Below are 25,341 nucleotides of genomic sequence, written 5' to 3'. Positions count from 1 at the left end.
CGGGACCAGCACGATTCGTGGACTGAACGGCCACGCGGGGGTCGCGGTCGCGTGACGCCGCTCCGTGTGACGGCCGGTTCGATGGCGTCACCTGTTCGCCTATCCTGTAGCGACTGGTCTCCCCTCGGTCACGCGCCCGTCAGTCCCGGTACGGCGCGACCGCTTCGAGAAAGCCGTCGCCGTAGGTCGCATCGGTCACCCGGTCGGCCCGTTCGAGCGCCGTCTCGTCGGCATTAGCGACGGCCACGGCCTCCCCGGCCAGGTCGAACATCTGCGCGTCGTTCACCGAGTCGCCGACTGCCAGGAAGGCTTCCGGCTCCAAGTCCAACTCTGCACACACCGATTCGAGGCCGGTGCCTTTGTCGACGACCGGGTCCGTCACGTGGTAGGCGAAGCCGGTGTCGAGGACGACGAGTCCGTGCTCGGCGGCCAGTTCTTCCAGCGGTTCGAGCGGCTGGTCGAGCGACACGACGAGCTCTGTCTCTCGCCACCGGTTCGCCAGGTCGATCTGTCCGAAGCCGAGGTCGTGGCCCAAATCGCGGTAGGCCTCGCCGACCGCCAACGTCGCCTCGTGATCACCTTCCAGTCTGAGTTCATCAGTGGCTTCGACGAACACCACGCCGCCGTTCTCGGCGACGACCGTCCGCTCGATGCCGAGGAACTCACAGAGCGCAATCGGGAACGGCATCGCCTTCCCAGTCGCGATGACGACGTGTGCGGGCCACTCGCGGAGGACTGGCATGACTCGGTGGTCAATTGCGCGGTTCTCGTCAGTCAGCGTCCCGTCGATATCGACGATAAGCGGCGGCGTGTCGTTGTCCATACGTCCGGGTTCGGAGCACCACATATGGGGATTGCGGTCAGTCGTCGGTCAGCGTCTCGTAGGCCGCTTGTACCTGCTTGAACTCCGCTTCGCTTCCGCTGTCGGTATCGGGGTGGACTTCCTTGACTTTCTCCCGATAGGCCCGCTTGATCGTACTCTGGTCGGCATCCGGGTCCAGACCCAGCCGCCGGTAGGCCTCTGCCGGACTCGGCCCCGACGACTGAACGGGTTGTTGACGTTGCCGACCGGCCGCTGTCTGGCGTCGCTGTCGCTGTCGTCCCTGCCGGCGGCGTTGGCTGCCCTGAGTTGCCTGTGAACGACGCGCTCGGCGGCCGTCCCGCGGCGGTTCCCACTCCTCACGTGGGCCAGCGCCAAACCCACCGCGACGGGCGTTCCCCGTGTTCTGTGCCGCCTGTCGCTCGACCCGCTCGTAGAGGTTCGCGGCCATCTTCCCGCTGACGTGGTAGTACATGAAATACGTCGACACCCCGAACATGAGCGCCAGAAAGAGCACCGCAGGATTGATTACGAGGCCCACCGCCGTCAGGACGACTGTCAGGCCTCCAAAAACCACTGCGATTCCTTTGGTGAGCCCATCGTACTGCACGCGGTTCCCTTCGGTCTACAGGCCCGTAAGGGTCCCGCCTCTCGCACCAATCGGTCTGTAGACCGGACTCAATTGCGGGGAGACTGCTCCGGTCACACCGGGGCCAGAACGACACGACAGCACGCTGTACCGACACCGCACGGGCTGACAGTCAAGTTCCGTCAAAACCGCACTACGGCGATACGTCTGACGAAGCGGTACTAACTCCCTACACACTGTTAGTGAGTGTATATTTCCACTCGAAAACCCCCGCCGGTTTCCACTGGATATCTCACCCGCGTCCGGCGGTTCACAGGGTCCGGGTTTCACTTTCACCCCGGTCTGGACAGTATTAAGGAGAATCGACGGCATCTATCCCGTTGTACGCGGCTATCGTTTCACGCGTCACCAGCACAGTTCGTCGAGCACCGTAGCTGTGACTCCGGAGATTGCTACGGTCGCCGCGGAATCGCAGACAAGAAGGATTAAACGCTATCGATGAATACGTATTCGCCGCCAGAAATGACAGGATCACGGGTAGCTACGACGAGGGGTATCGACCGACAGACGGCCGCTGTCGGGAGGAGGAGCGGGCGATGAGTAACAGCGACCTTTCCGCTGACGAGATCACGCTGCCGATAAAACGTACCGACGGTGACACTATCGAAGAGCGACTCACAGGCAACGCCTACCACAATATCCTCCCGGCTCGCTACCTCCGGAAGGACGCCAACGGTGACCTCATCGAGGAACCCGAAGACCTCTTCGACCGTGTCGCGAAGAACATCGCGCTCGCCGAGGCCGTCTTCGAGGCCGACAAGCAGGGTGTCGACGTCTCCGTCTCGCCCGACCAGCTGAAGCCCGATCACCCGCGCCGTGACGAGCTCGCCGACGAGGTGTTCGGCAAGGGGACGTCTGTCGACGACGACGTCGAGACCGAACTCTCTGTCTACAACGTCAACAAGTTCGCCTACGAGACGGTCGTACCGGAACTGCCCGACGGCGTCCGCGAGCACGTCGAATCGACCGCCGACGCCTTCCAAGAGCAGATGGAGCAGCTCTCCTTTATGCCGAACTCGCCGACGCTGATGAACGCCGGCGACGAACTCCAGCAGCTTTCGGCCTGTTTCGTCGACTCGCCGGGCGACGACATCGACGACATCCACCAGACTGCAAAGGAGGCCGCCCAGGTCTTCCAGTCCGGCGGTGGCATGGGCTACGCGTTCTGGAAGCTCCGCCCGTACGGCGACCCCGTCGGCTCGACCGGCGGCATCGCCTCCGGGCCGATCACGTTCATGCGGACCTACGACCAGATGTGCGAGACCATCGCACAGGGTGGGGCCCGCCGCGGGGCCCAGATGGGCGTCATGCGCGTCTCCCATCCGGACGTCATCCAATTCATCCACGCCAAGAACAAGGACGTCTCGCTGGCCGAGACGCTGCGCCTGAACGATCCCGACGACTTCACACACAACTCCTTCGCCGAAGCGCTGGAGGAAGCACGAGAACTCATCGACGACGACGGAAAGGTGCCAAAGCACCTCCGGAACGCCGTCGAGGGTCACCTGTCGAACTTTAACATCTCCGTCGGCGTCACCGACGACTTCATGGAGGCGCTGAAGGCCGGTGAGGAATTCACCTTCACGAACCCGCGAACGGGTGAGGCCCACATCGTCACCGAGGAGACGAAGGAACTGTACGACATGTTCGGCCTCGGCGAACACGTTGAGGTCGGAGAGGAACTCTCGATTCCGGCCGAGGAACTCTGGGATGACATCGTCGAGGGCGCTCACGAAAACGGCGAGCCCGGCGTCATCTACCTCGAACGGGTGAACAAGCAGCACTCCTTCGACGTCGAGGAGCATCCCGACCACGAGATTCTCGCGACGAACCCGTGTGGCGAACAGCCACTCGAGGAGTACGAGGCCTGCAACCTCGGACACATCAACCTCTCGACGCTGGCCGCCACGAACGCCCCAGACTGGCGCGTCTGGTCGGAGGCCCACGCCGACGAGTATGACTCGACGGAAGCCGCTATCGACGCGTTCCTCGAGGACGCCATCGACTGGGACGAGTTCGACCGACGCATCGAACTCGGCACCCGCTTCCTCGAAAATGTCGTTACGATGTCCGACTTCCCGGTCGAGAAGATCGAGCAGAAAGTCCGGGAGATGCGCAAGATCGGGCTCGGTATCATGGGCCTGGCCCAGCTGTACATCCAACTGGGCGTCGCCTATGGGACCGAGGAAGCCAACGAAATCGCCCGCCAGACGATGCGCCACATCAACCACGGGTCCAAGGCCACGAGCCACGAACTCGCCGAGGAACGCGGTGTCTTCTCCGAGTGGGAGAACTCCAAGTACGCGAACCCGACGGATTACTCCGACTGGTTCGAGAAGCAGACCGGCGAGGACGCCGAGGACTGGGCGGACGGCTACCCGATCCGGAACCACAACACCACGACCATCGCCCCGACCGGGACAACCTCGATGATCGGCAACACGACCGGCGGGTGCGAACCGATCTACAACGTCGCTTACTACAAGAACGTCTCCGACGACGTGCAGGGCGACGAGATGCTCGTGGAGTTCGACGACTACTTCCTCCGCGCGCTGGAGGACAACGACATCGACGTCGAGGCCGTCAAACAGGAGGCCCAGGAGCAGATGGCCAACAACGAGTTCGACGGCGTCGACGGGCTGACGACCGTGCCCGACGCCATCGGCGAACTGTTCGTCACGACGGGCGACCTCTCCGCGAAGCAGCACGCGGGCATCCAGGTCGCCTGTCAGGAGGGCGTCGACTCCGCCATCTCGAAGACGGTCAACGCCCCGAACGACTCCACGACCGAGGACGCCGCCGAAGTGTTCGAGTACATCTACGACCACGGCGGCAAGGGCGTCACCTACTACCGCGACGGCACCCGCAGCAAGCAGGTGCTGACCACGCGCGCCCAGAACACGGAGTTCTCGGACATGGACGCCGACGAGATCGTCGCCCAGATCGAGGAGGTCTTCGGCGGCATCGAGGGCTTCCTCGAAGACGAGGCCGTTCAGGCCGCCATCGACGACTCCATCCAGCAGGTGCTGGGTGTCGCCGACGGGGATGCCGACTACGCCGAGAAGCAGACCCGACCGGACGTGCTCCACGGCGTCACACAGCGCATCGACACCGGCTACGGGAAGCTCTACGTCAATATCAACGAGGACCCCGAGGCCGACCGGCCGTTCGAGCTGTTCGCCAACATCGGCAACTCCGGCGGCTTCACCGCCTCCTTCACTGAGGCGCTGGCCAAGACTATCTCGACGGCACTCCGCTCGGGCGTCGACCCAGAGGAAATCGCCGACGAACTGCAGGGCATCCGGTCGCCGAAGGTCGCTTGGGACAAGGGCGAGCAGATCCAGTCCATCCCGGACGCCATCGGCACGGCTCTCCGTCGCTACCTCGACGGCGACGTCGACAAGGCCTACCCCGACCAGACCACGCTGGAGGAGACGGCCGAGAAAGCCGGAGAAACCGCCGAGAGAGAGAGCGAGGCTGCCACACAGACGCAGACCGACGGCGGTGCGGCCGCCGCCGACGCGAGCGGCGACCAGCAGGACATCATCGACGCCGGCGAAAGCCCGGAGTGTCCTGACTGTGGCTCGCTGTCGCTGTACTACTCAGAGGGTTGCAAGACCTGCGAGTCCTGTGGCTGGTCCGAGTGCTGACGTAGTCGTGTGACACACGGAGTCGACTTTCACCGCGATTGACGCCGTTTCTTTTCTAGTAACAGCGTGTCATAGAATTATTCGCAAACCCCGTGTCGGTTATTGATAGATGGTCAATACAGATGATATACTGATTAAATCATCAAAGGGCTATTGATCAACATTATCCGCTCTTTCTCAATGGTTCCGGCAAGAGTGTCCACTCGGTATATGGGCCTATATGAGTTGGAACACAAAGTATTCACTTGATAATACTAACTAAACTGTAATGAACTTCTCACGATCAGTCTTTCTGGCAGCACTTATCCTATGTCTGGTTGGTGCGGGTTGTGTGTCTCCGAATAGTTCTGAGATCATAACATCAACTGAGCCTTCACATGAGGATGCAACAACCGATGAGCAAACTCCTCAAGTAGTGCTAAATGACAGTGCAAAAAAGCGAGCACTATCCGCTGAAGAGGATTATGTTTTTAATCAGCTACAAAATGCTTCTTGTGCAAGTGGTGCACCTGGCGGGCAAACTGGAACCAAATATGCTAAAATAATAAATGAGACAAATCGTGGAAAATATGTTGAGGCAAACGTCCCGTATCACTACTCAACTAAAGAATTAGAAGCAGATTACGAATCAAAGGCTCTCTATCTAATTGATGGTCCGAATATAATGAGACTTAAAGGAGACGAAATCACCCCTTGCTGAATAAATGACACTCAGTTTTATAATTCTATAGGGGCTTTAGTATCGCTATCCGCAGCGTCCGCTACCGGAATTCCGTCACGTCGTACACGCCGGTAATCGTCGTTTCCTCGACGGCCGCGGTGACTTCTGTTCCTTCCTCGGCCGCCGAATCTGCGACGAGCGTGACCGGCTCGATGGGCTGGCGGCGGAGAAATGCCACTATCCGTTCGAGCCACGACGGCTTCCCGCCCTTACGGCAGACGATGACGTAGCGTGACTCAGCGAGCGACGCCATCTTGGGCTCGAAGTCGTAGTCCTCGTGGTCGGCCGGCGGGACGACGTGGATTACCTCGCCCGCAATCGTCTCGTCCATACGCACGGTAGCGACTACAGCGGTATGTGCCGCTCGCTTTGCACTATGAGTACTGTTTGGACACCCAGCCAGAGGCCCCGCTGGGATACGAGTCGGTCTCGTCCGCGGGCTGCGTCTCGCCGCGCTGGTCGACCATCCGGACGACGACCGTATGACCGTCCGAGGGCGGGTCGTAGGTGTACTCCCACTGTCGCCACGCGTCCTCGGCGGGGCCGTCGCCGTCGGCTGCCGGCAGCTGGTCCGAGAGCGTTGCGTCCGCCCACGTCTCGCCGTCGTCGGTAGAGACTTCGACGCGCTGGACGCCGTGCAGGCCGGCGTAGGCGTGGCCACCGATTCGGCGGCGGCCGTCGGAAAGCATCGATTCGTGGTGGAGCTTGGCGACCGGATTCACCGGCCCGGTCCCCTGCCAGCCGCGTTTCTCCCAGTAGCCGTCGGCTTCCTCGTCGAGGACTTCGATCTCCGAGAGCCACTTGACGTTGACCTCGCCCCAGTGGCCGGGGACCAGCGCCCGGACGGGGTAGCCGTGGCCGCGCGGAAGGATCTTCCCGTTCATACCGTAGGCGAGCATCCCGCCCCGCAACGCGTCGATGGGGAACTCCTCGTAGTAGTCGTCGTCGGCCCGGAGCATCACGCACTCACAGCCGCTCTGTACGCCGGCTTCTTCGAGCAGACTGTCGACGGGAACGCCGGTCCACAGCGCGGTGTCCGTCTTGTGTCCGTTCAGACTCTCGCCGACGCAGCGGAGCGTAACGAACCGGTTTTCGGCGTCCATCTGCTGGAGGTCCTCGTAGTCCAGCGTGATCTCTTCCTCGACAGCACCGGTGATAGAGAGCGACCAGTCGTCGGCCGACAGCTCCGGGTCGATGGAGTTGATGTCGACCTCGTAGAAGCGCTCGCTGACCAGCGGATCGATGTCGTCGAGCTGCAGGGAGTAGTCGGTCGCGACGGCGAGTTTTTCCTCGACGTCGGCGAGGTCAGCTCCCGGGGCAGCGAGTGCCGGCGCACCGTCCCCAGTCGCGGCGACTGATCGTCGGTTGCCAACCGTGTAGCCGACCGTTGCCGCCCCAACAGCCACACCGACCGTCGAGAGCGCCCGCCGTCGTTTCGAGGATATCGGTGACACCGAGCCGCTGAGCCCGTCAAGGGTCTGTGCAACTCCGACGACGGCGGCAGCGGACACCGCCGGTCCGGCGGCGAGGACGACCTCGCCGGTGAGAACGACACTGACAGCCCAGGTTACGACAGCCGTTCCGACGACCGGGAGGGCACGGTTGTTCGCCAGTTGGCCGGTGAGGATGGCCGCTCTGGCAGCCAGCGCGATGAACAGCCCCGCGAGGCCAATCGCGAGCAGGAGATTGAGTTGCTGACCGAGGCTGCCGACCGTCGAAATAGCGGTCGAGACGACGATGCCGGGCATCGACCGCGCGAGCGTCCGTTCGATAGGTGAGGCGATGAACGTGGGTGCGTAGCCAGTGACCGCGTAGGAGCCGGCCAGGCCGGCGATGGCTGCGACGGCGCTGACCAGCAGCCGGCCGCCGGGCGAATCGAGAAGGTCGTCAGTCATGGATAAGCTGAGGGTCTACCCGGCAAAAGGGATTGTTCCAATTTCACCCAGATTCCGTTCCGAAACTCCGGAAGACACAAGCGAGCGGGGCTGTTCTACGGAATCATGGACGAGCAGCCTGGCGGTCGGCCCTGTCCGCTCTGTGAGCGGGCGATGTACCACCGACACTGCAAGTACGTCTGTCCGGAACACGGCGTCGTGTACGACTGCGCTGACACGTTCTACTGACGAGACGCCCACGGGTTTATTACCGTGGAACCACGAATTGGGTGGTATGAGTGGTCACGGGGAAGAGATTTCGGTGTTGCATGTCGACGACGACCCCGACCTCGGCGACCTCGTTGCGGTCCATCTGGAGCAAACGCATGGCGATATCTCTGTCTGTACCGAGCGAAGTGCGGCCGACGGGTTAGAGCGATTGTCCGAACAGGCGTTTGACTGTGTCGTCAGCGATCACGACATGCCGGGTATGGACGGGCTCGAATTTCTGAAGGTCGTCCGCGAAGAGTACGAGGAACTCCCGTTTATTCTCTTTACTGGCAAAGGAAACGAGGAAATCGCAAGCGATGCGATCTCTGCCGGCGTCACGGAATACCTTCAGAAGGGGGTCGGAACGGACCAGTACGCGGTGCTCGCCAATCGTATCGAACGGGCCGTGGGGGAGCGGCGGGCTAAATCAGCGCTCGAAGAGTCCGAGCGGATGCTGTCGACGCTCATTTCGAACCTCCCGGGAATGGTGTACCGCGCGCGGAACGAACCCGAGTGGCCGATGCAGTTCGTCAGCGACGGTGCAGCGGAGCTAATCGGCTACAGTTCGGCGGCAATCGAGAGCGGCGAGGTCTCCTGGGGCACGCTGATCAAGGAATCCGAGACGGAGCGTCTCTGGGAGACGGTCCAGACCTGTATCGCCGCCGACGAACCGTTCGAAGTCTCCTACCAGATTGAGACGGCCGACGGTGAGACCCGCTGGATGTGGGAGCGCGGGCGTGTCGTCGGCACTGATGACGACGGCGTCGAAATCCTTGAGGGGTTCATCACGGACGTAACCGCGCGCGAGGAGCGCGAGCGGGAACTCGCGAACCAGCGGGCGTTCACCGAGAAGCTCATCGACTCCGTCGACGATATGTTCTACGTCGTCGGCCCCGACGGCAGTTTAGTCCGATGGAATGACACCGTCCAGTCGGTGACCGGCTACACAAACGAGGAGTTAGCGTCGATGGGCATTGAAGCACTCATCGCGGATTCCGACCACGATAAATTATGGCGGATATTCGAGGAGACGCTAGAAACCGGGTATGGTACTATCGAGGCAGGTGTTGAGACGGCTGACGGTGAGCGGCTTCAGTATGAATTCAAGGGATCGCTCATCGAGGACGAGCGCGGTGACATGTTCGGGATTGCCGGTATCGGCCGAGACATCACTGAGCGGAAGCGCCGGGAACGGGAGCTCAAGGAGTATCGGACGCTGGTCGAAAACGTTGGGGACCCGATGTACGTCCTCGATAGGACCGGGACGATAGAGATGGTGAACGAGGCGATGGCCGTCCATCTGGGGTACGACCGCTCGGAAATCATTGACTCGGAGCCGTCCCGGTTCATGCCCGAGGGAGACGTCGAGAGAGGGACAGCACTCATTCGTGACCTGATTGACGACGATAATCGGACGTGGGCGGCCTACGAGATGCGGACGATAGCCGCTGACGGGACAGTCCGTATCAACGAGGACAGGGTCGCACCGCTGTTCGACGAGGACGGGAACTTCGACGGCACAGTCGGCGTGATGCGGGAGACGACGGAGCGCAAGCAGCGCGAACGGGAGCTCGAACGCTACGAGACGATCATCGAGGCCGTCGGCGACCCGGTGTACACCCTCGATGACGAGGGCGTGTTCACCTACGTGAACGAGGCAATAGAGCGACTGACGGGGTTCGAACCCGACGAACTCGTCGGCGAGCACATCTCCACAATCATGGCCGGCGAGGACATCAACCGCGGCAGTGACCTCATCCGGACCATGCTGTCTGACCCGACCCGGCAGAACGTGACCTTCGAAACGGATATCGTCGACCAGAACGGGGAGCACACCCCTATCGAGATCCACATTGCGTTGCTTCCGGCCGCCGATGAGGAGTTCAACGGTACAGCGGGCGTCATCCGCGATATCAGCGACCGGAAAGAGAGAGAGCAACAGCTCGCGGAGTTCGCATCTGTCGTCAGCCACGACCTTCGAAACCCGCTGAACGTGGTCAAAGGGCGGATATCGGTCGCCCGGACGTCGGGTGACGTATCACACCTCGAGGCGGCGGAGTCCGCAGCCGACCGGATGGACGAACTCATCAACGATCTGTTGACGCTTGCCAGACAGGGCGATACGGTCGGCGAGACGACGATGATCGACCTCGTTTCCCTCGCAAGCCAGGCCTGGATCGATGTCGAAACCGGCGAGGCCACGCTCGAAAAGGACGGGACTGCGACGGTCGAAGCCGACGCGGCACGGCTCCGTACGGTGTTCGAGAACCTGTTCCGGAACAGTGTGGAACACGGACGTTGTGCGGACAGCGCAGCCCCGGTCACTGTCTCCGTCGGTACAACGGACAGCGGGTTTTACGTCGCCGACAACGGCGTCGGTATCCCGCCGGAAGAGCGAGACGACGTGTTCGAGCGCGGCTACACCACAAGTACCACCGGAACCGGGTTCGGGCTGGCAATCGTCGCTGAGATCGCACAGGCCCACGGCTGGTCTGTGTCAGTGACAGAGAGCGAAGGCGGCGGCACGCGGTTCGAGTTCACGACGAGTTCGGAGTGTTGACGTGACGGTAAGCCGGCCCCGCAAGCACCAGTACGGCCAGCGCCGCGGAGAACAGCAGGACGTGCGGGAGCGCATCGATAGTGAGGCCAGTGAGCGTCAACGACCGGAGCGACGCACCCGCGGTGACCTCGACCGCGACCCACGGAATCTCACCGAGGAACGTCCCGACAGCGAACGAACGTGGCGAGACGCGGGCGAACCCGGCCCCATAGGAGACAGGGTCCGCGGGCACCGGTGAGAGCCGCGCCGCGAGGACACCCCGCGTCTCACCTGTTACCTCGATAATCCGCCGGCCGGAGTCCCCCAGCCAGCCGAACATCCCGCCCTGTTCGCCGGCCCGGAGCGCGAACCGGTAGGGGATGAGGCAGGTGACAAGTGCCCCCATCAACGCGACCGGGAAGCCGTATTTGATGCCGAGGACGAACCCGACGAACGCGGATAGCGGCATCGTCGGCCATGCGAAGAAGGGTCGGATGAGATACAGCCCGACGATGACGCCCGCGAGGTAGACAGGGTGGTCGGCGAGATGCGTCGTTTGGGCCACCACTCGTTCGGGGGTGAGCAGTGTTGTCGCGATAGCGACGACTACCACCAGCCCGGCAGTCCCGACCAGCTGTCGCTTCGCGAGGCGGTCCATCTACCCAATTGAGCGGTAGCAATCGACAAACGCTTTGTGGTATCTTTTAGGGTACTCGGGGTTGAAACGGCGATTGTGTCCGAGACGCGAGACCCGGTCGAACTCGGCGTCGAACTGCTTGCCCATCTGGAACACGGGGAGCTGTCCGTCGCCGACGCGCTCGACCGCATCGAGACGGTGACGACCAACCCACAGGTCCAGCGCGAGATACTCGACACCGCAGTGATGCGCGGGCTCATCGAACGCGAGAACGGCGTCGTCCGTCCGCGGTCACAGGGGTCGTACGTGAACTTCGACAGCGACGTGGTCGTCCGCGAGGGCGAGTTCTCGTGTCAGCGCTGTGGCGCGGCTATCAGTACGGGCCACTTCGTCCAGTTCGACGGCGGTGAACTGGGCCCGTTCGGGTCGACGTGCATTCGGAAAGTGTTAGGGCGAGAGTAGCGACGGGAGCGAACGGAGTGAGCGGCCCTCGTTGATGCGAACAGCGACGGAAGGAGCCGTGAGCAGCGCAATAGCAGAGCGGCCCTGGTGGCAGCGAGGTCGTAGCCGCGGTCACGACGTTAGACAAACGCCCCCAAACACACGAGTGAAGTCAAAACCAGACGGCTCAGCGGCCCTGGCGGAGTTCCTTGATGAGCTGTTTGATGGTCCGCTCCTGCTTCTGGAGCTGTTCGTTCTGGGCCTCGACAGCAGCGGCCAGTTCAGCGACCTGTGCTTCGAGTTCAGCGATGTCGGGGTCTGCCGAGGTGTCCGGCTCGACCGGGTCGGTGTCAATGCCGGATGTATCGCTGGGTTGGGAATCCGCTGTCGCTTCGGCGGTGGTTCCCTGCTCAGTGGTCGTTGCGGGCGTGGCCTGCGTACCGGCGCTTGCGGAGTCACCTTCGGAACCGTCACCGCCCTGCTCGTCGTTGCTCACAAGCGGGTCGATACCGGATTCGAGGCCGAGACCGTTGCCGGCTTCGTCGGCATTCTTCTCGGCACTGGCCCCAACCTTGGCATTGAGCTCAGCGAGCGAACCGACCTCGTGGTACGGGAAGAGGGCCTCTTCGAGTGTTTTCCGGACCATCGGTGCCTGCTCAGACGGCGCTTTGATGCGCTCTGGCCGCTCGTTAAACGAGAGGACGACAGCTGTAGCGACGCTCCCCTCCTCGAACTCCAAGCCGGTCACGTCGTCGAAGGAGAACGCCTCGTAGTCGGCGTCCCAGGTGACGTTACCGATGTGCTTGAGCAACTGGCGGTCGGTAACGACCAGTGTGAGTTCGCTGAACCGGAACACGCCGGCGAGACTCTCGTCTGGGGCGATACCGCCCGAGACAGTGAGCTTCCCTTCGAGCAGCCGTTCGAGGACGGCGTCGCTACGGCTCCCGGGAACAGACAGTTCGAGCTTCTCGCTGGTGTAGATGAGCGAGAACTTGGTCTTGCGGCGGCCTTCCGAAACCGTGAGCCGTTCGAAGTCGTGCGGATAGCTGGCGACCTTCTCGTCGCTGAGAAGGCCCTCACCGCGGTAGACGAGCGTCCGGGTCGGTGTGAAACAGGCCGCGTCTTCGTCGCCGAGGTTGACACCGCCCCGGATCTCCTCGTCCCCGAGTTCCTGCTGGACGAGGTCTGGTATCTCCATACTGCCTGCATACCTGCGTGGTGGCTTAAATCCGCGGGTCGATTATCAGCGCCTATCAGGCAGACACAGCGTGGGACTGTGCCACAGTCCCGGCAGAGATGAGAACCTTCAAGACGGCTAACGGCCAACGGCTGAATGCACCCGCGCCCGGGTGGCTTAGCTGGACATAGCGCCGCACTCATAGGGTCTCTCGACTCATGCGGCAGTGCACCCGTCATGACCCCGGGGCGCTCGTCACGCCCCAGACCTGGGCCATGCGGAGATCGAGGGTTCGGAGCCCTCCCCGGGCATTTTCCAGATCACATCGACCAGCAGCCAGCAGTATCACTGGCCTGTACTGGACAAACAGCACGCGACTAGCCCGAGCAGTGTTGCCTCGAGCGAGCAGACGGCATCCTTGCTGAGTCGTCCCCGAACGCCGTCGCGTTTGTCGCGACTGTTTGGAGACTTAGACGATAGTTTCACAGGAGAAGCATCGCCAGCGATCAGTCAGACGAGAGGCCGCCGCCAGGGAACTCCTGAAACACGGCTTCGAAGTCGTCGATCTCTGCGGCCGTGGAATCAGCTGTCTCGCGGAGTTCTTCGAGTCGCTCGCTGACAGTCCGGTACTCGTCGTTGGCTTCCAGTTGTGCGGTGTTCTTCTGCGTTTCCAGCGTCGCTTTCTTCGAGGCCACGGCGAAGTACTCCTGTACCTGATCGTCGTACGTGGTCCGGACGAGCATCTCCGAGACAATGTCCAGGAGGTCCTCGCGGTTGACCGGCTTAGTCAGGTACTCGTCGAAGGGCATCTCGACGATGTCGAAGTCCGGATCGACGGCCGTCACCATCACCACTGCCGGGTCGATACCCCGTTCTGCGATGGTATCGAGAACCTCGTCACCGCTCATATCGGGCATCTGCCGGTCCAGAAAGACGACGTCGACCGACGCATCGACTACCTGGAGCGCTTCCGTCCCGCTGTGTGCGGTCCGAACGTTGTGTGCGGTCAGCAGCCACGTCGAATACAGATCCGCGATATCTTGCTCATCGTCGACGACGAGAACCGTTGCCTCCTCCGTCTCAACACGCTTTTGCACTTGTTGTTCCTCCTGTCGACCCACGTACTGCTCTCAGGGTGACTTTCCCGAACAGCAAAATAAAGGTACCCAGCATATTATCGATTCTGAGAACACTGCAGTTGGTCTGTTGACTTTTTCGAGGGGTACTGTCACAAAGCAGTGACTCATGCCAGAGATGTTAACAGAGCGGCGACCGTACGTTGCGTGTATGGTGACCGTCTCCGGACCGTGGACGAACGAGGAGATGGAACAGTTTCTCAGCACCGAAACTGTGCCACTCCGTCTCGGGTGCCGAACTCCGGCAGACAAACCCTGGATGCTCTCGCTCTGGTACCGATTCGTTGACGGTGCCTTCGAGTGTGCGACCGGGGCAGACGCGGCCGTTATCGACTACCTCGACTACGACGCCCACGTCTCGTTCGAAGTCTCGACGAACGAGCCGCCGTACCGCGGCGTCAGAGGCAATGGCACAGCGACGATGACAACGGACGAGGACAAGACGGTACTCACCGACTTGTTGCACCGGTATCTCGGCGGCACTGACTCACCGCTGGCCGAACGACTGCTTGCACCTGACCGCCGTGAGATACAGATCACGATTACGCCGGACCGACTCCACACCTGGGACTACAGCAACCGGATGTAACTGCCTGAACCAATGGAACACACAGACTCAGCTATGGACACTGACCCGACAGACATCAAATCAATCGCGATAAGCGCCACTGACCTCGTTGCGGCCATTGAAGCGACTGCAGACGGATCAGAGACCGTGTTACGCGTCACACCACCGTTCAGCGGCCGGATGCGGGCGCGTCTCCACGTTGTTCAGCCCGACGACGACGATGACACGATTCACATCGAGCCTGGCTCGCTGCTGACCACGGATGTACCGCCGTATCCGACGCCCGATGACACCGCTGACGAACTTCGGGCTGACGACGATGCGACATACTCGCTGGAGCGCCATCGGACCTATCACGAGCAGCGACTTGCCGAGTGGCGGGAGTCGCTTCCGGACCACGTCGTCGATAGCACGACACTAAGCGACACAGGACACGACGTAACTGTGTCACTACTAGGCGCATAATCGGTTGTACACGTCCACCGGAGGTGTCATCGCGACTGGGAGTGCTATACCGTATCATACCAAAACTACACCGCCGATAAAACGTCTAAGACTCGCTCATCCGGTAATAAAATGAACGACTAGGGGCCGCTATGCGTGAAACGAAGCGAAACGGGCGGAAACCTCTAGCGGTTATAAGCTATCTCCAGTAGAAGCCGTGGATAGGTCCCCCCTATGTCAAGTTCGTCCACATACGAATTACTCGCCCAGTTTGATGAGTCCGTACCGGAGTTCGACGAGTCGCTCGTCTCCGCCGTTCGAGGTATCGCGTTCTGGACAGCGATTGCGCTCCCGTTTTTATATCTCCCGCTACTGATTACCGGCCTGAACTCCGGGGCGACGCGGATCGCGTTTGCCGCGCTCGTCGTCTTCAACGCCGTGACGCTGCGTATCGGCCACGCATACAGCGGAGATGACTGACACGGAACCCTGTGACTCCAGGCATACCCGTGGATATTGCGGCCCTCCACTCCGAACCGCCGCTGTGACCATACTTTCATCCATCCGGTCGTCGTTCGTGTGCATATGTCACGGACAGCGGTCATCGCAGGCGTCGGTCCGGGCCTCGGGGAGTCACTGGCCAGAACGTTCATCGACGAAGGTTGTCAGGTCGGCCTGTTCGCCCGGTCGGCGTCGTATCTGGAGTCACTGTCGGCAACCCTCGGCGACGACGCGCTTGCAGTACAGACTGATATCACCAGCCCAGACCAGGTCGCGGCAGGCTTCGAGCAGGTCCGAGACGAATTCGGTCCCGTCGACGTCCTCGTGAACCACGCCAGCGGCGGCGCGTGGAAAGGCACGCAAGAGATTACACACGACGAGTTCCAGCGCGCGCTCGCCGTCGGTCCAGCAGGCGGGCTGGCCTGTTCGCAGGAGGCCGTCGACGACATGCTGGCCGGCGACGGCGGGACGATCATCTTCACCGGTGCGACATCCGCTGTTCGGGGCCGCGACGGCGCAGTCGGGTTTAGCGCCGCCAAGTTCGCCGTTCGCGGGATGGCCGAGTCGATGGCGCGGGAACTCGGTCCCGAAGGCATCCACGTCGCTCACGTCATCATCGACGGCCAGATTCTTCCACCAGACACCGCGGACACAGCCGACCGCGACGCCCAGTCGTATCTTGATCCCGACGAGATCGCACAGTCGTACTGGCACCTCGTCGAACAGGACCGCTCGGCGTGGACGCTGGAACTCGACCTCCGCCCCCACGTCGAGGAGTTCTGATTCAGTTCGACTCCGCTGTCCGCGACTACTCTTCGTGGAGGGCGACCCACTCCCTGAGCGGCCCCCGAACACCGTCGACTGATATCGTCACGTCGCCGTCGAACCGCCACGTCGCCTGCGGGGCGTCCGAGCCGAACCTCATCGGCACGGAGACCGCCACGTCGTCGGCAGCGATGTGGAGCGACTCGTCGCGGTCGACCGTCTCGTCGAGCAGTCGTTCGACGGCCAAGCGAAGCTGTTCCGGGTCCGGCTCCTTGAGGTCTGTGGATCGGCTCATACCTGTTGCTTGGAGCCGAGGCTACCTCCGTGTTGTGTCGAACCGGTCGGTTTGCCCCCGCCATTTAGTGGTGTGTAGTCCTCAGACTGCGCTGATGGAACTGGAAACGCCGTATGCCCTCGGAGGGACCTACTACGTCGAAACGGTGTCCGTCGGGAAACGGGCGGACGACGAGACGGTGCGCGATTGCGTGGTCTGTGGCGGCCACGTCTACGCCGACGACTGGCATCTCGTCGTCGGTGTTCTGGACACGAACGGCGACCGACAGCGTCACCACCACTGTAGCGACGACTGCCTGACCGAGTGGCTCAAGCTCATGACGGCTGCCTGAGCGCCGGTGAGTCCGCGGAGTCTTGACGATGGAGCGCATCGGGGGAATATGGACGAGCGTACGGGCGTGTTCAGGGTCTACCGCGTCGTCGATGCGGTCCCGCACATCAATCTATTCGACACCGATGCAACGCGGCTCTACACCGTGTACCAGTCCGGCTATGGCGAGCGACAGCCGGCAGTCGACGGCCTCCGGACAGGTGACCTCGTCGAGGCGACGCTGGGCGGCGACCCCGACGATTCGGATGAGGCCTGGTCGCTACTGTCGTTCGAGCGACTGGACGGCGTCGCGATGGACTTCGCCGTTGACGCCGATGTCCCGGAAGTGGCGGCGGAACTCTGGGAGCCTGGGCTCGAACGCCCGGCAAGCACCATGCTCGAAGAGGACGGCGAGCCGGTCGCGGAGTGTTTCGTTCAGCCGCGCGCACCGCTGCCCGGCGGTACCTTTGTCCCGAGCGTACTCACTGGCCTCGTGCCGATGGAATCACTGCTGACCGAACTCCCCGGTATCGGCGAGCCACCGACTGACGCTATTTTTATCGACCCTGATCCGCCCGATGCTGACTCGTACGCCCGACCGTACGGTGTCGCCGTGCTGTTCACCGCTGACGCTGGCGAACTACTCACGGAATTCCGGGAGCGATACGACCTCTCTGCCGACGCGGACAGCAGGCCCGAGTACGACCCGTACGGGCTGTGAAGGGTCAGGAGAGCAATGCCGCTACATCGTGATGACGAGCGGCACCGGGACGAAACAGAGCATCCCCAGGACGAACGTAAGCAGGCCGACAGCCCAGCGGCCCGGCCCCAGCGGCGTCTCGTCCAGCGGTGTCGCGGAGCCGAGCCGTCCGAACACAAGCGCCAGAATCCCCCAGAACGCCCACAGTCCGGCCGCGCGGCCCCCCTCGAAGACCACGAGGTAGCCTGCGAGCCCAAACAGAGCCACGGGGACGGCGAGTTGGACCAGCGATAGACGGTCGCCGAACAGCGACCGGGCGACGTGTGCGCCGTCGAGTTGGCCGACCGGGAGGAGGTTCAGGAAGGTCACGAACGCCCCCACCCAGCCGCCGATGACGACCGGGTTCGGAAGGAGTTGCGGGTTCGCGTACTCCAGCGGCTCACCCATGACTGCGGCGATCCCCTGCAGGAGGAGCGGATAGCCGAGTTCGATGTTCGTGACGATGCCGCGGGTCACCTCTACTGGCGGGAGCGTCACGCCGATTGCGGTCACGACGACAGTCGCGACGAGGCCCGCCAGCGGGCCGGCGACGCCGATGTCGAACAGCGCCTTGCGGTCGGGGATGTGGTCGTTCATGCTGATGACCGCACCCAGCGTCCCGAGCACGTTCGGGAACGGCAGGAAGTACGGCAGGCTCGCCTCCACCTCGTGGTAGCGACTCATGACGTAGTGGCCGAACTCGTGGACGGCGAGGATACCCAGCGCCGCCGCGGCAAAGGGCCACGCCGTGAGCATCGCTGTCGGGTCTTCGAGCACAGACAGCCCGTACCAGCGCGTCCCGGCGTACAGCGTCGACAGCAGCGTCAGGACGGCGAGCCCGACGTTCAGCCACGGAACCCCGTCGACGCCGAGCGACCGCTCCCGTGCGATCAGTACCCACTCGCCCATTTCCCGCTTGAGCGCCACGCGGTACCCGCGCTGCCGGAAGGCCGGTGCGATGCGATGGATGACCTGTTCTGACTCGGTCACCGGCTCGCCGTAGTACCGGACACCGTCCTCGGCGGTCCTGTCGATCTCGTACACGTAGAACGTGTCGGCAAGCGATTCCGGGTCCGGCAACTCCGGCGGCGAGGACTGTGTCGCCATTACTCGCGTTTGGGGTTCGACCCGTTTGAACCTGTTTGCTGTGTCACCGCTGGGCGGTCGGTGTCGCCCCGCAGCAGGCGTGCGGGCGAAGCGGTCAGTCCGCGACGGCCTCGTCCGACCCGGTCGCGGCGCTGGGGTCCTGAATCCAGAGGTCGCCGAAGAGGTCATCCTGCTGAAGGCGGACCTGGCCACGATGGGCTAAAAAGAGCAGTCCGAGGAACGTCTCGACGCGGGTCCCGCCGGCGGTGTCGACCTCGCGGTACAGCACCTCTTCGCGGCCCTGGTCGTACTGCTCGCGGACGGCGTCGTGTACGTCGGCGATGATGTCGTCGATGTTCTCGGCGTGGGCTGTCCCGGTCACGTCCGCCGCCGACGGCTCCTCGTCCAGTCGCATGTCGTCTGCCCCGCGGTAGTCAAGCTCCTGTGTCCCGCGGTCGTACCCGCTCGGGGAATCGCTGGTGTCGTACTCGCGGGACTCTTTCCACCACGACTCCCGCTCAGCGTCGCGGAGGTCCCGGACGAGTTCGTCGAGCGTCTGTGGCATCCCGCGGGCCCGGCGGCGTTCGAGCCGGCGGTCCATCTCGGACTCCAGCGCGGCGAAGGGGTCCGGGTCCTCGATGGGGGCATCCTCGTGCATCGCTTGCTCCCACGGCTCGGCCGGTTCTTCCTCGTCCTCGCCCTCACCGAGCATGGCGTCGCTTTTCATCCGAATCAAGACGCTCGCGTAGAACAGCGCCCGGCCCGACGTGCGCAGGTCCGCGTCATCGATTCGCTGGAGGAACTTGTCGGTGACCCGCACCACGTCGATGTCCCACGGGTCGATTTCGCCGTCGTCCGCGAGCTGGACCAGCACCTCGACCGGTTCGACGTCTTCGTCCTCGCTGTCGTTGGCAGTCTGCTCGTCTGTCGGCTGGTCCTGCTCCAGCGCGTCATCATCCCCGTCCGAGTCGTTCCCCAGCAGCGCCGCCGCATCACCTGATTCGCCGGGTGGCTCGCGGTCCTCGTGGCCGGTGATGTCGAGCGGAATATCCTCGGCATCGTCTTCTGGCTCACGGGTCGCGTCGCTCCCCGTTCGCGATTCCGAACCGCGTGGCGGCTCGCTAGTCATCCGCTGGCACCTCCTCATCACCGTCGTCCGACCCCTCACCTGAGAGGTCAATCCCGGTAACCGCGCTCACGTTGTCGCCCTGCATCATCACGCCGATGGCCCGCTCGGACCGCTCCAGCATGGCCGAGCGGTGCGAGACGACGACGAACTGGGCGTCACCGGCGAGTTCGTCGACCAGTTCGCCGACGAGGTCGGCGTTGGCGGCGTCGAGGAAGGCATCGACTTCATCGAGTGCGTAGAACGGCGCGGGGTTGTGCCGCTGGATAGCGAAGATAAACGCCAGCGCCGTCAGGGACTTCTCGCCGCCCGACATCGCGTTCAGCCGCTGAATCGGCTTGTCGCCCGGCTGGGCCTTCATCGTCAGTCCGCCCTCGAAGGGGTCGTCCTCGTCTTCGAGGTGGAGGTGGCCGGTACCGTTCGAGAGCCGCTCGAAGATGTTCTGGAACTGGTCGTTGATCTCCGTGTACGACTCCATGAACGTCTCCTTCTTGCGCGCCTCGTAGGTGTCGATGCGGTCGCGGATGCCGTCGGCCTCCTCGACCAGCGTCGCCTTCTTCTCTTCGAGTTCCTGCAGGTCGTCGTTGACCCGGTCGTACTCCTCGATGGCGCGCATGTTGACCGGCTCCAGTTTCTCCATCTCCGTCTCGAGCCGGTCGATTTCTTGTTCGACCGTGTCGTGGTCAGGCACGTCTTCGGGATCGTAGTCGCCGACCTGCGCTTCGAGCTCGTCTATTTCCCACTCTAAACGCTCCTGGGTTTCCTGCTCGGATTCGAGGTCCCGCTCTATTTCGGAAACAGCGGCCTGTTGTTCGTCGCGGGCTTCCTTGGCCTCCTGCAGGTCGGTTTTCAGGGCCTCTCGCTCGGACTTGAGTTCGGCCAGTTCCTCTTCGAGATCGGCGACGGCCTGCTCCTTCTCGGCCTTCAGCTCCTCCTTCTCGGCGACCTTCGCTTCGAGGTCCTCGATGCGTTCCTCGTGTTCTGCCTTGCGGTTCTGGGCCGCCTCGATATCGTCGTGGAGGTCCTCGATAGCGTCCTCGGCGTACTGCTTTTCCAGTTCGTACTCGTTGAGTTCCGCGTCGAGGTCGCTCTGCCGGTCCTCCAGCGCGTCGATGTCGTCCTTGATGGACTCCCGCTGGTCGGTCAGGTCCGGCAGTTCCGAGTCCTCGACCTCGGCTTCGAGCTCGTCGATGTCGGCCTGGAGCGCGTCGATCTCCTCGGTCTTTGCCTCGATGTCAGCCTCCAGTTCGTCCATCTGGTCGGCCACGTCCTCGCGCTCGGTGGCGATCTCCTCGAGGTCGGCTTCCAGTTGCTCGATGCGGTCGCGGGTGTCTTCGAGGGCACTCTGCTTGCGCTCGATGCTCGTCTCGATGTCCCGGACCTGCTCGGTCGCGTCGGACTCGCGTTCGCGGGCATCGTCGAGGCGCTCCTCAACATCACGGAGGTCGTCGCGCACGTCAGCGCGCTCGTCTTCGAGTTCGTTGATTCGTGTGGCAACCCGTTCGAGCTTGCCCGCCCCGCCCGAGAACGAGTAGCGCGTGCCCGAGGAGGAGCCCCCAGTCATCGCACCGGACTTCTCGACGAGGTCGCCGTCGAGGGTGACCATCCGATAGTCGCCCATCAAGTCGCGGGCGGTGTCCATGCTGTCGACGACGACGGTGTCGCCGAGCACGTACGAGAAGATGCCCGCGTACTCGCGGTCGAAGTCCACGAGGTTGTACGCGAAGTCGATGACGCCGTCAGCGCTGGGCAGCGAGCCCAGCGAGCGGTTCTGCATCTGTGTGATCGGCAGGAACGTCGCCCGGCCGGCGCTGCGGGATTTGAGGTACTCGATACAGCGCTGGCCCACGCTGTCGTCGTCGACGACGACGTGGGCAAGTCGCCCACCTGCCGCCGTCTCACAGGCCGTGGCGTACTCGGGGTCGACCCCACCCAGTTGACCGACGGTACCGTGGACGCCGTCCTGGCCGGCATTCAAAATCGCCGTCACCGCGCGGCCGTACGAGGAGTCGCCGTCCTCGCCGGCTTTCGCCTCTAGCTGGGCGTACTCCTGCTGTTTCGCGCTGATCTCGTCTTCCAGTTCGTCCAGGTCCGACTGTAGCTCGCGCTTCTCGGACCGCAGGTCGTCGACGACCTCGCCGATGGTCGCCTTGTTCTGCTTTGCCTTCTCCAGTTCCGTCTCTAAGTCTTCGATGTCCGCTTCGAGGTCTGGGATCTCGGATTCGGCTTCCTCGATGGCCTCGCGCTTCTCGTCTTCGGCGTTCGAGCGCCGCCGGGCTTCGTCGAGCAGCCGGTCCTGCTCGCGCTGGAGGTCGTTCTTCTCGCTTTTGAGCGTCTCCAGCCGCGAGCGTTTCTCCTCCAGTTCGTCCTTGACCTCCTGGAACTCCTCGCCGACCTCGTCGATGCGCTGCTGGACCTCCGCGAGTTCGGACTCCTTCTCAGCGATGTCGGCCTTGACGTTTGACTTGGCGACCTTCGTCTCGCGGATGTCGCTTTCCAAGTCGTCGATGGTCTCCTGCTTGCGGTCGATCTGGACGAACGCCTGGCGGCGCTCGTTTTCGGCTTCTTCGACCGTTTCCTCGGCTGACTCGATCTTGTCCTCCAGCCGGGAGATATCGCCTTTGATCTCCTCGATTTCGCGTTTGATGGCGAGCTGTTCGTCCTCGCCCTTGCGCTCGATTTCCTGGTTGAGTTCGTGCAGTTCGTCTTCCAGCCGGATGACTGCACCCTGACGCTCGTCGAGTTCCGTCTGGAGTTCGGTGAGTTCGCTTTCGAGCTCGTCAACAGCCTCCTCGACGGCCGCCAGTTCCTCTCGCTTGTCTTCGAGCTCGGCGGCTTTGCGGTAGCCCTCGTACTCCTCTTTCTCCTCGCGGAGGTCCTGGTACTTGAGCGCCGTTTCCCGCTCGTCTTCCAGTTGGTCGAGGCGCTCCTGTTTCTCCTCGATGCGGAGCTCGGCCTCGTCGATGCGCTCCTGCACGACCTCCAGTTCGTCGAAGGCGTCGGCCTTCTTCGCGTCGAACTGGGCGACGCCGGCGATCTCGTCGATGATCTCCCGACGGGAGCCGGCGGTCATGTTGATGATCTCGGTCACGTCGCCCTGCATGACGACGTTGTACCCTTCCGGGGTCACGCCGGCCTGTGCGAGCAGGTCCTGAATGTCCGAGAGGTTGACCGAGCGGCCGTTGATGTAGTAGTACGAGTAGTAGTTGTCCTCGGTCTCCTTGACCCGGCGTTTGATGGCGATTTCGTCCACGTCGCCCACGTCCTCCGTGCCGGCGGCGTTGACGACCTGCGAGCGTGACAGCGTCCGGTCGTTATTGGCCAGAATCACCTCGACGCTGGCCTGTCGCTCGCCGTCGTACTCGGCGTCTTCGTCGGCGTGACCGGGGTTGTAAATGAGGTCGGTCAGTTTCTCGGCACGGATACCCGAGGTGCGAGCGAGTCCGAGCGCGAACAAAATTGCGTCGATAATGTTGGACTTGCCCGAGCCGTTCGGGCCGCTGATAGTAGTGAAATCTTCGTAGAACGGGATTCGGGTCTTACGCCCGAAGCTCTTGAAGTTGTCGAGGACGAGCTCTTTGATATGCATGCGGTTGAGTGGCCGACAGCCCTACGCGACGATGATGTCGGACTCCGAGTCCTCCTCGGTCTCGGCCTCCGACGCGGCCTCGGCTTCCTCCCTGTTATCAACCTCGTCGGTATCCTCAGTGTTAGGTGTGTCGGCCTCCGCCGGCGTGGCGGCCGATTCCTCCGAGTCGGACTCGTCGGCGCTGAATCCGTTGTCTTCGTCGACGCTGGCTTCGAGTTCCCGGATACGGACCTTGCATTCGACGAGTTCGTCGGTCAGTCCTTCGACCGACGCTTCCAGTTCTCTGACGCGCGTTTCGAGTTCCTCGACTCGGTTGCCGCACATATCCGTAACCCATCCATTGTGGACACTTATACCTACGTCAGACATTGGAAGTTCGAGTGATACGTCCGCTCCGGAGGGCCGAGTCCGTCCCGACGCTGTACAGGGTCGTTAGCCTTTAGCCACGCGCCACCGAACCCCGGACAATGACTGCGCAAGCGTCCGAGTCCCGCGAACTCGCGGCCGTCATCGGGCTGGAGGTCCACGTCCAGCTTGAGACGGAGACGAAGATCTTCTGTGGCTGTTCGACCGACGTGGCCGATGCCGAACCCAACACCCACACCTGCCCGGTGTGTCTTGGCCTCCCCGGCGCGCTTCCGGTGGTCAACGAGGGTGCGGTCGAGGCCGCCGTGAAGGTCGGCAAGGCCATCGACGCCGACATCCCAGAGGAGACGACCTTCCACCGGAAGAACTACTACTACCCCGACCTCCCGAAGAACTTCCAGATAACCCAGTACGACTCGCCGATCTGTCAGGACGGGGAACTCGAATTCTCCGTCGAGAGCGAGCGCCGTAGCGTCGACATCCGCCGGGCGCACCTCGAAGAAGACCCCGGCTCCATCAAGCACGTCCGTGAGGGCACTGGGCCGCTCGAGTCCCGGACCTGTTCCATCGAGCGCGCGGACTACACGCTCATCGACTACAACCGTGCCGGGACGCCGCTAATGGAGATCGTCACGGAACCGGACTTCCGCGCGCCGGGCGAGGTCCGGTCGTTCCTCGAAAAGCTCGAAGAAGTGCTTGAGTATCTGGGGGTGTTCGATGCGACGCGGGACGGCAGCCTCCGTATCGACGCGAACCTCTCGATGGTCGACGCCGACGCAGTGGGCGAGGACGGTGACATCGACGAGTCCGTCCTCGAAGACGCCAACCGTACCGAGGTCAAGAACATCTCCAGCCACAAGGGCGCGGAGCAGGCGCTGTCCTTCGAGGCCTCCCGCCAGCGGAAGCTCATCCAGTCCGGCCGCGCCGTCGAGCAGGAGACCCGCCACTTCAACGAGACCCACGGCAACACGGTGTCAATGCGCTCGAAGGAAGAGGAGAAGGACTACCGCTACTTCCGGGAGGCCGACCTGCCGCCGCTTCGAGTCAGCCACTGGAAGGACGAGGTCCCGATTCCGGAACTCCCCGACGCCCGCCGCGAACGGTTCGTCGCCGAGTACGGCCTCAGCGAGGAGGCCGCCTCCAAGCTCACGAGCACCAAGCAGGTTGCGGACTTCTTCGAGGACGTGGCCGAGCGCTTCGACGCCGACCTGGCCGCGACGTGGGTCGCCGACAACCTGCTCGGCGAACTGAACTACCGGGACATGGCTATCACCGACATCGACGACCGCTTCGACGAGGTGACCCGGCTCGTGGAATTCGTCGCCGAGGACGAGATCACGGCGAAGAACGCACGGGAAACCGTGCTTCGGGAGATGCTCGACACGGGTGACGATCCTGACTCAGTCGTCGACCGCGAGGGACTGGGCAAAACCTCCGGCGACGAGGTCCAGCAGGCCGTCGTCGACGCCATCGACGAGAACCCTGACGCCGTCGAGGACTACCACAACGGCGAGGACGGTGCGATCAACTTCCTCGTGGGACAAGTCATGCAGAAGACCGGCGGGAGCGCCGACCCCGGCGACGTGAACGGGCTGCTTCGCGAGGAGTTGGAGAGCTAAGACAGCGTCCTACTCGGCCT

General features: G+C 62.8%; 24 protein-coding genes and 1 tRNA gene. 13 read left to right on the top strand and 12 right to left on the bottom strand.

Annotated elements, in window-relative coordinates; genetic code table 11:
• Nucleotides 1-139: 139 nt before the first annotated feature.
• Nucleotides 140-823 carry a phosphoglycolate phosphatase gene (locus C444_RS05725; RefSeq protein ID WP_004591544.1) on the bottom strand — a complete coding sequence of 228 codons (684 nt, stop codon included), beginning with the start codon at nucleotides 821-823 and terminating at the stop codon, nucleotides 140-142.
• A 37-nt stretch (nucleotides 824-860) separates the two neighbouring features.
• Nucleotides 861-1,430, bottom strand: coding sequence for a J domain-containing protein (locus tag C444_RS05720; RefSeq protein ID WP_004591543.1), 570 nt, complete (start codon nucleotides 1,428-1,430; stop codon nucleotides 861-863).
• 575 nt (nucleotides 1,431-2,005) lie between these two features.
• On the opposite strand from C444_RS05720, the gene C444_RS05715 reads away from it, so the two are divergent.
• Nucleotides 2,006-5,119, top strand: coding sequence for an adenosylcobalamin-dependent ribonucleoside-diphosphate reductase (locus C444_RS05715; RefSeq protein WP_004591542.1), 3,114 nt, complete (start codon nucleotides 2,006-2,008; stop codon nucleotides 5,117-5,119).
• 331 nt (nucleotides 5,120-5,450) lie between these two features.
• On the top strand, nucleotides 5,451-5,819 hold the full coding sequence (locus C444_RS21680) for a hypothetical protein (RefSeq protein WP_152420767.1): 369 nt from the start codon (nucleotides 5,451-5,453) through the stop codon (nucleotides 5,817-5,819).
• A gap of 61 nt (nucleotides 5,820-5,880) precedes the next feature.
• Here C444_RS21680 and C444_RS05710 read toward each other — a convergent pair whose 3' ends face one another.
• Both C444_RS05710 and C444_RS05705 read right to left on the bottom strand, forming a co-directional pair.
• Entirely contained in the window at nucleotides 5,881-6,171 is a 291-nt protein-coding gene (locus C444_RS05710) for a DUF7526 family protein (protein WP_004591541.1), read from the bottom strand.
• Between the two features lie 43 nt (nucleotides 6,172-6,214).
• Nucleotides 6,215-7,735 carry a sulfite oxidase gene (locus C444_RS05705; RefSeq protein ID WP_004591540.1) on the bottom strand — a complete coding sequence of 507 codons (1,521 nt, stop codon included), beginning with the start codon at nucleotides 7,733-7,735 and terminating at the stop codon, nucleotides 6,215-6,217.
• Between the two features lie 105 nt (nucleotides 7,736-7,840).
• Between C444_RS05705 and C444_RS22910 the strand changes: the two genes are divergently transcribed.
• Both C444_RS22910 and C444_RS05700 read left to right on the top strand, forming a co-directional pair.
• The gene (locus C444_RS22910) at nucleotides 7,841-7,963 is read left to right on the top strand and encodes an HVO_2523 family zinc finger protein (protein WP_004591539.1); all 123 of its coding nucleotides are present in this window, start codon (nucleotides 7,841-7,843) and stop codon (nucleotides 7,961-7,963) included.
• A gap of 46 nt (nucleotides 7,964-8,009) precedes the next feature.
• Nucleotides 8,010-10,544: a PAS domain S-box protein gene (locus C444_RS05700; RefSeq protein WP_004591538.1), complete on the top strand. Its 2,535-nt coding sequence runs from the start codon at nucleotides 8,010-8,012 to the stop codon at nucleotides 10,542-10,544.
• Here the strand turns inward: C444_RS05700 and C444_RS05695 are convergent.
• Nucleotides 10,522-11,181: a TVP38/TMEM64 family protein gene (locus tag C444_RS05695; RefSeq protein WP_004591536.1), complete on the bottom strand. Its 660-nt coding sequence runs from the start codon at nucleotides 11,179-11,181 to the stop codon at nucleotides 10,522-10,524. The genes C444_RS05700 and C444_RS05695 overlap by 23 nt on opposite strands.
• 75 nt (nucleotides 11,182-11,256) lie before the next feature.
• Here C444_RS05695 and C444_RS05690 point away from each other — a divergent pair, with 75 nt between their 5' ends.
• The gene (locus C444_RS05690) at nucleotides 11,257-11,622 is read left to right on the top strand and encodes a DUF5830 family protein (protein WP_004591534.1); all 366 of its coding nucleotides are present in this window, start codon (nucleotides 11,257-11,259) and stop codon (nucleotides 11,620-11,622) included.
• A 166-nt stretch (nucleotides 11,623-11,788) separates the two neighbouring features.
• Here C444_RS05690 and C444_RS05685 read toward each other — a convergent pair whose 3' ends face one another.
• Nucleotides 11,789-12,799 carry a DUF7115 domain-containing protein gene (locus C444_RS05685; protein WP_004591532.1) on the bottom strand — a complete coding sequence of 337 codons (1,011 nt, stop codon included), beginning with the start codon at nucleotides 12,797-12,799 and terminating at the stop codon, nucleotides 11,789-11,791.
• A gap of 145 nt (nucleotides 12,800-12,944) precedes the next feature.
• On the opposite strand from C444_RS05685, the gene C444_RS05680 reads away from it, so the two are divergent.
• Nucleotides 12,945-13,089: transfer RNA gene (locus C444_RS05680), tRNA-Met, on the top strand.
• Nucleotides 13,090-13,284: 195 nt separating this feature from the next.
• Here the strand turns inward: C444_RS05680 and C444_RS05675 are convergent.
• Complete coding sequence (locus tag C444_RS05675) at nucleotides 13,285-13,875, bottom strand: HalX domain-containing protein (RefSeq protein ID WP_004591530.1); 591 nt, start codon at nucleotides 13,873-13,875, stop codon at nucleotides 13,285-13,287.
• 190 nt (nucleotides 13,876-14,065) lie between these two features.
• On the opposite strand from C444_RS05675, the gene C444_RS05670 reads away from it, so the two are divergent.
• The 4 genes from C444_RS05670 (at nucleotide 14,066) to C444_RS05655 (ending at nucleotide 16,210) form a co-directional block, all read left to right on the top strand.
• Nucleotides 14,066-14,503: a pyridoxamine 5'-phosphate oxidase family protein gene (locus C444_RS05670; protein ID WP_004591528.1), complete on the top strand. Its 438-nt coding sequence runs from the start codon at nucleotides 14,066-14,068 to the stop codon at nucleotides 14,501-14,503.
• A 33-nt stretch (nucleotides 14,504-14,536) separates the two neighbouring features.
• The gene (locus C444_RS05665) at nucleotides 14,537-14,947 is read left to right on the top strand and encodes a hypothetical protein (RefSeq protein WP_049909230.1); all 411 of its coding nucleotides are present in this window, start codon (nucleotides 14,537-14,539) and stop codon (nucleotides 14,945-14,947) included.
• A gap of 213 nt (nucleotides 14,948-15,160) precedes the next feature.
• Nucleotides 15,161-15,406, top strand: coding sequence for a hypothetical protein (locus C444_RS05660; protein ID WP_004591524.1), 246 nt, complete (start codon nucleotides 15,161-15,163; stop codon nucleotides 15,404-15,406).
• Between the two features lie 105 nt (nucleotides 15,407-15,511).
• Nucleotides 15,512-16,210, top strand: coding sequence for an SDR family NAD(P)-dependent oxidoreductase (locus C444_RS05655; RefSeq protein ID WP_004591522.1), 699 nt, complete (start codon nucleotides 15,512-15,514; stop codon nucleotides 16,208-16,210).
• Nucleotides 16,211-16,235: 25 nt separating this feature from the next.
• Here the strand turns inward: C444_RS05655 and C444_RS05650 are convergent, their stop codons facing one another.
• A complete protein-coding gene (locus C444_RS05650; protein WP_004591521.1) occupies nucleotides 16,236-16,487 on the bottom strand; it encodes a hypothetical protein in 252 nt (83 codons plus the stop codon).
• Nucleotides 16,488-16,581: 94 nt separating this feature from the next.
• Between C444_RS05650 and C444_RS05645 the strand changes: the two genes are divergently transcribed.
• Together C444_RS05645 and C444_RS05640 are read left to right on the top strand one after the other, a co-directional pair.
• On the top strand, nucleotides 16,582-16,818 hold the full coding sequence (locus C444_RS05645; RefSeq protein WP_004591520.1) for a DUF7576 family protein: 237 nt from the start codon (nucleotides 16,582-16,584) through the stop codon (nucleotides 16,816-16,818).
• A 48-nt stretch (nucleotides 16,819-16,866) separates the two neighbouring features.
• A complete protein-coding gene (locus tag C444_RS05640; RefSeq protein WP_004591519.1) occupies nucleotides 16,867-17,517 on the top strand; it encodes a hypothetical protein in 651 nt (216 codons plus the stop codon).
• Nucleotides 17,518-17,538: 21 nt separating this feature from the next.
• Here the strand turns inward: C444_RS05640 and C444_RS05635 are convergent, their stop codons facing one another.
• The 4 genes from C444_RS05635 to C444_RS05620 all read right to left on the bottom strand — a co-directional run bounded on the left by C444_RS05635 (nucleotide 17,539) and on the right by C444_RS05620 (nucleotide 23,660).
• Nucleotides 17,539-18,642 carry a site-2 protease family protein gene (locus tag C444_RS05635; protein ID WP_004591518.1) on the bottom strand — a complete coding sequence of 368 codons (1,104 nt, stop codon included), beginning with the start codon at nucleotides 18,640-18,642 and terminating at the stop codon, nucleotides 17,539-17,541.
• A gap of 94 nt (nucleotides 18,643-18,736) precedes the next feature.
• Complete coding sequence (locus tag C444_RS05630; RefSeq protein WP_004591517.1) at nucleotides 18,737-19,750, bottom strand: segregation/condensation protein A; 1,014 nt, start codon at nucleotides 19,748-19,750, stop codon at nucleotides 18,737-18,739.
• On the bottom strand, nucleotides 19,743-23,336 hold the full coding sequence (gene smc / locus C444_RS05625; protein WP_004591516.1) for a chromosome segregation protein SMC: 3,594 nt from the start codon (nucleotides 23,334-23,336) through the stop codon (nucleotides 19,743-19,745). Before smc ends, C444_RS05630 begins: the two co-directional genes overlap by 8 nt.
• A gap of 21 nt (nucleotides 23,337-23,357) precedes the next feature.
• The gene (locus C444_RS05620) at nucleotides 23,358-23,660 is read right to left on the bottom strand and encodes a DUF7518 family protein (RefSeq protein ID WP_004591515.1); all 303 of its coding nucleotides are present in this window, start codon (nucleotides 23,658-23,660) and stop codon (nucleotides 23,358-23,360) included.
• A 143-nt stretch (nucleotides 23,661-23,803) separates the two neighbouring features.
• Here C444_RS05620 and gatB point away from each other — a divergent pair, with 143 nt between their 5' ends.
• Nucleotides 23,804-25,321, top strand: a complete 1,518-nt coding sequence (gene gatB / locus C444_RS05615; RefSeq protein WP_004591514.1) for an Asp-tRNA(Asn)/Glu-tRNA(Gln) amidotransferase subunit GatB — start codon at nucleotides 23,804-23,806, stop codon at nucleotides 25,319-25,321.
• Nucleotides 25,322-25,341 lie beyond the last annotated feature (20 nt).

The organism is Haloarcula japonica DSM 6131 (assembly GCF_000336635.1).
Classification (GTDB): domain Archaea; phylum Halobacteriota; class Halobacteria; order Halobacteriales; family Haloarculaceae; genus Haloarcula; species Haloarcula japonica.
Note: the sequence above shows the minus strand (reverse complement) of the source record. Positions and strands in the feature narration are given on the sequence as shown.

Coding starts and splice junctions, on each gene's coding strand:
- C444_RS05725 (WP_004591544.1), bottom strand. CDS start 823: ATGGACAACGACACGCCGCCGCTTATCGTCGATATCGACGGGACGCTG.
- C444_RS05715 (WP_004591542.1), top strand. CDS start 2,006: ATGAGTAACAGCGACCTTTCCGCTGACGAGATCACGCTGCCGATAAAA.
- C444_RS05710 (WP_004591541.1), bottom strand. CDS start 6,171: ATGGACGAGACGATTGCGGGCGAGGTAATCCACGTCGTCCCGCCGGCC.
- C444_RS05705 (WP_004591540.1), bottom strand. CDS start 7,735: ATGACTGACGACCTTCTCGATTCGCCCGGCGGCCGGCTGCTGGTCAGC.
- C444_RS22910 (WP_004591539.1), top strand. CDS start 7,841: ATGGACGAGCAGCCTGGCGGTCGGCCCTGTCCGCTCTGTGAGCGGGCG.
- C444_RS05700 (WP_004591538.1), top strand. CDS start 8,010: ATGAGTGGTCACGGGGAAGAGATTTCGGTGTTGCATGTCGACGACGAC.
- C444_RS05695 (WP_004591536.1), bottom strand. CDS start 11,181: ATGGACCGCCTCGCGAAGCGACAGCTGGTCGGGACTGCCGGGCTGGTG.
- C444_RS05685 (WP_004591532.1), bottom strand. CDS start 12,799: ATGGAGATACCAGACCTCGTCCAGCAGGAACTCGGGGACGAGGAGATC.
- C444_RS05670 (WP_004591528.1), top strand. CDS start 14,066: ATGGTGACCGTCTCCGGACCGTGGACGAACGAGGAGATGGAACAGTTT.
- C444_RS05665 (WP_049909230.1), top strand. CDS start 14,537: ATGGACACTGACCCGACAGACATCAAATCAATCGCGATAAGCGCCACT.
- C444_RS05660 (WP_004591524.1), top strand. CDS start 15,161: ATGTCAAGTTCGTCCACATACGAATTACTCGCCCAGTTTGATGAGTCC.
- C444_RS05655 (WP_004591522.1), top strand. CDS start 15,512: ATGTCACGGACAGCGGTCATCGCAGGCGTCGGTCCGGGCCTCGGGGAG.
- C444_RS05650 (WP_004591521.1), bottom strand. CDS start 16,487: ATGAGCCGATCCACAGACCTCAAGGAGCCGGACCCGGAACAGCTTCGC.
- C444_RS05645 (WP_004591520.1), top strand. CDS start 16,582: ATGGAACTGGAAACGCCGTATGCCCTCGGAGGGACCTACTACGTCGAA.
- C444_RS05640 (WP_004591519.1), top strand. CDS start 16,867: ATGGACGAGCGTACGGGCGTGTTCAGGGTCTACCGCGTCGTCGATGCG.
- C444_RS05635 (WP_004591518.1), bottom strand. CDS start 18,642: ATGGCGACACAGTCCTCGCCGCCGGAGTTGCCGGACCCGGAATCGCTT.
- C444_RS05630 (WP_004591517.1), bottom strand. CDS start 19,750: ATGACTAGCGAGCCGCCACGCGGTTCGGAATCGCGAACGGGGAGCGAC.
- smc (WP_004591516.1), bottom strand. CDS start 23,336: ATGCATATCAAAGAGCTCGTCCTCGACAACTTCAAGAGCTTCGGGCGT.
- C444_RS05620 (WP_004591515.1), bottom strand. CDS start 23,660: ATGTGCGGCAACCGAGTCGAGGAACTCGAAACGCGCGTCAGAGAACTG.
- gatB (WP_004591514.1), top strand. CDS start 23,804: ATGACTGCGCAAGCGTCCGAGTCCCGCGAACTCGCGGCCGTCATCGGG.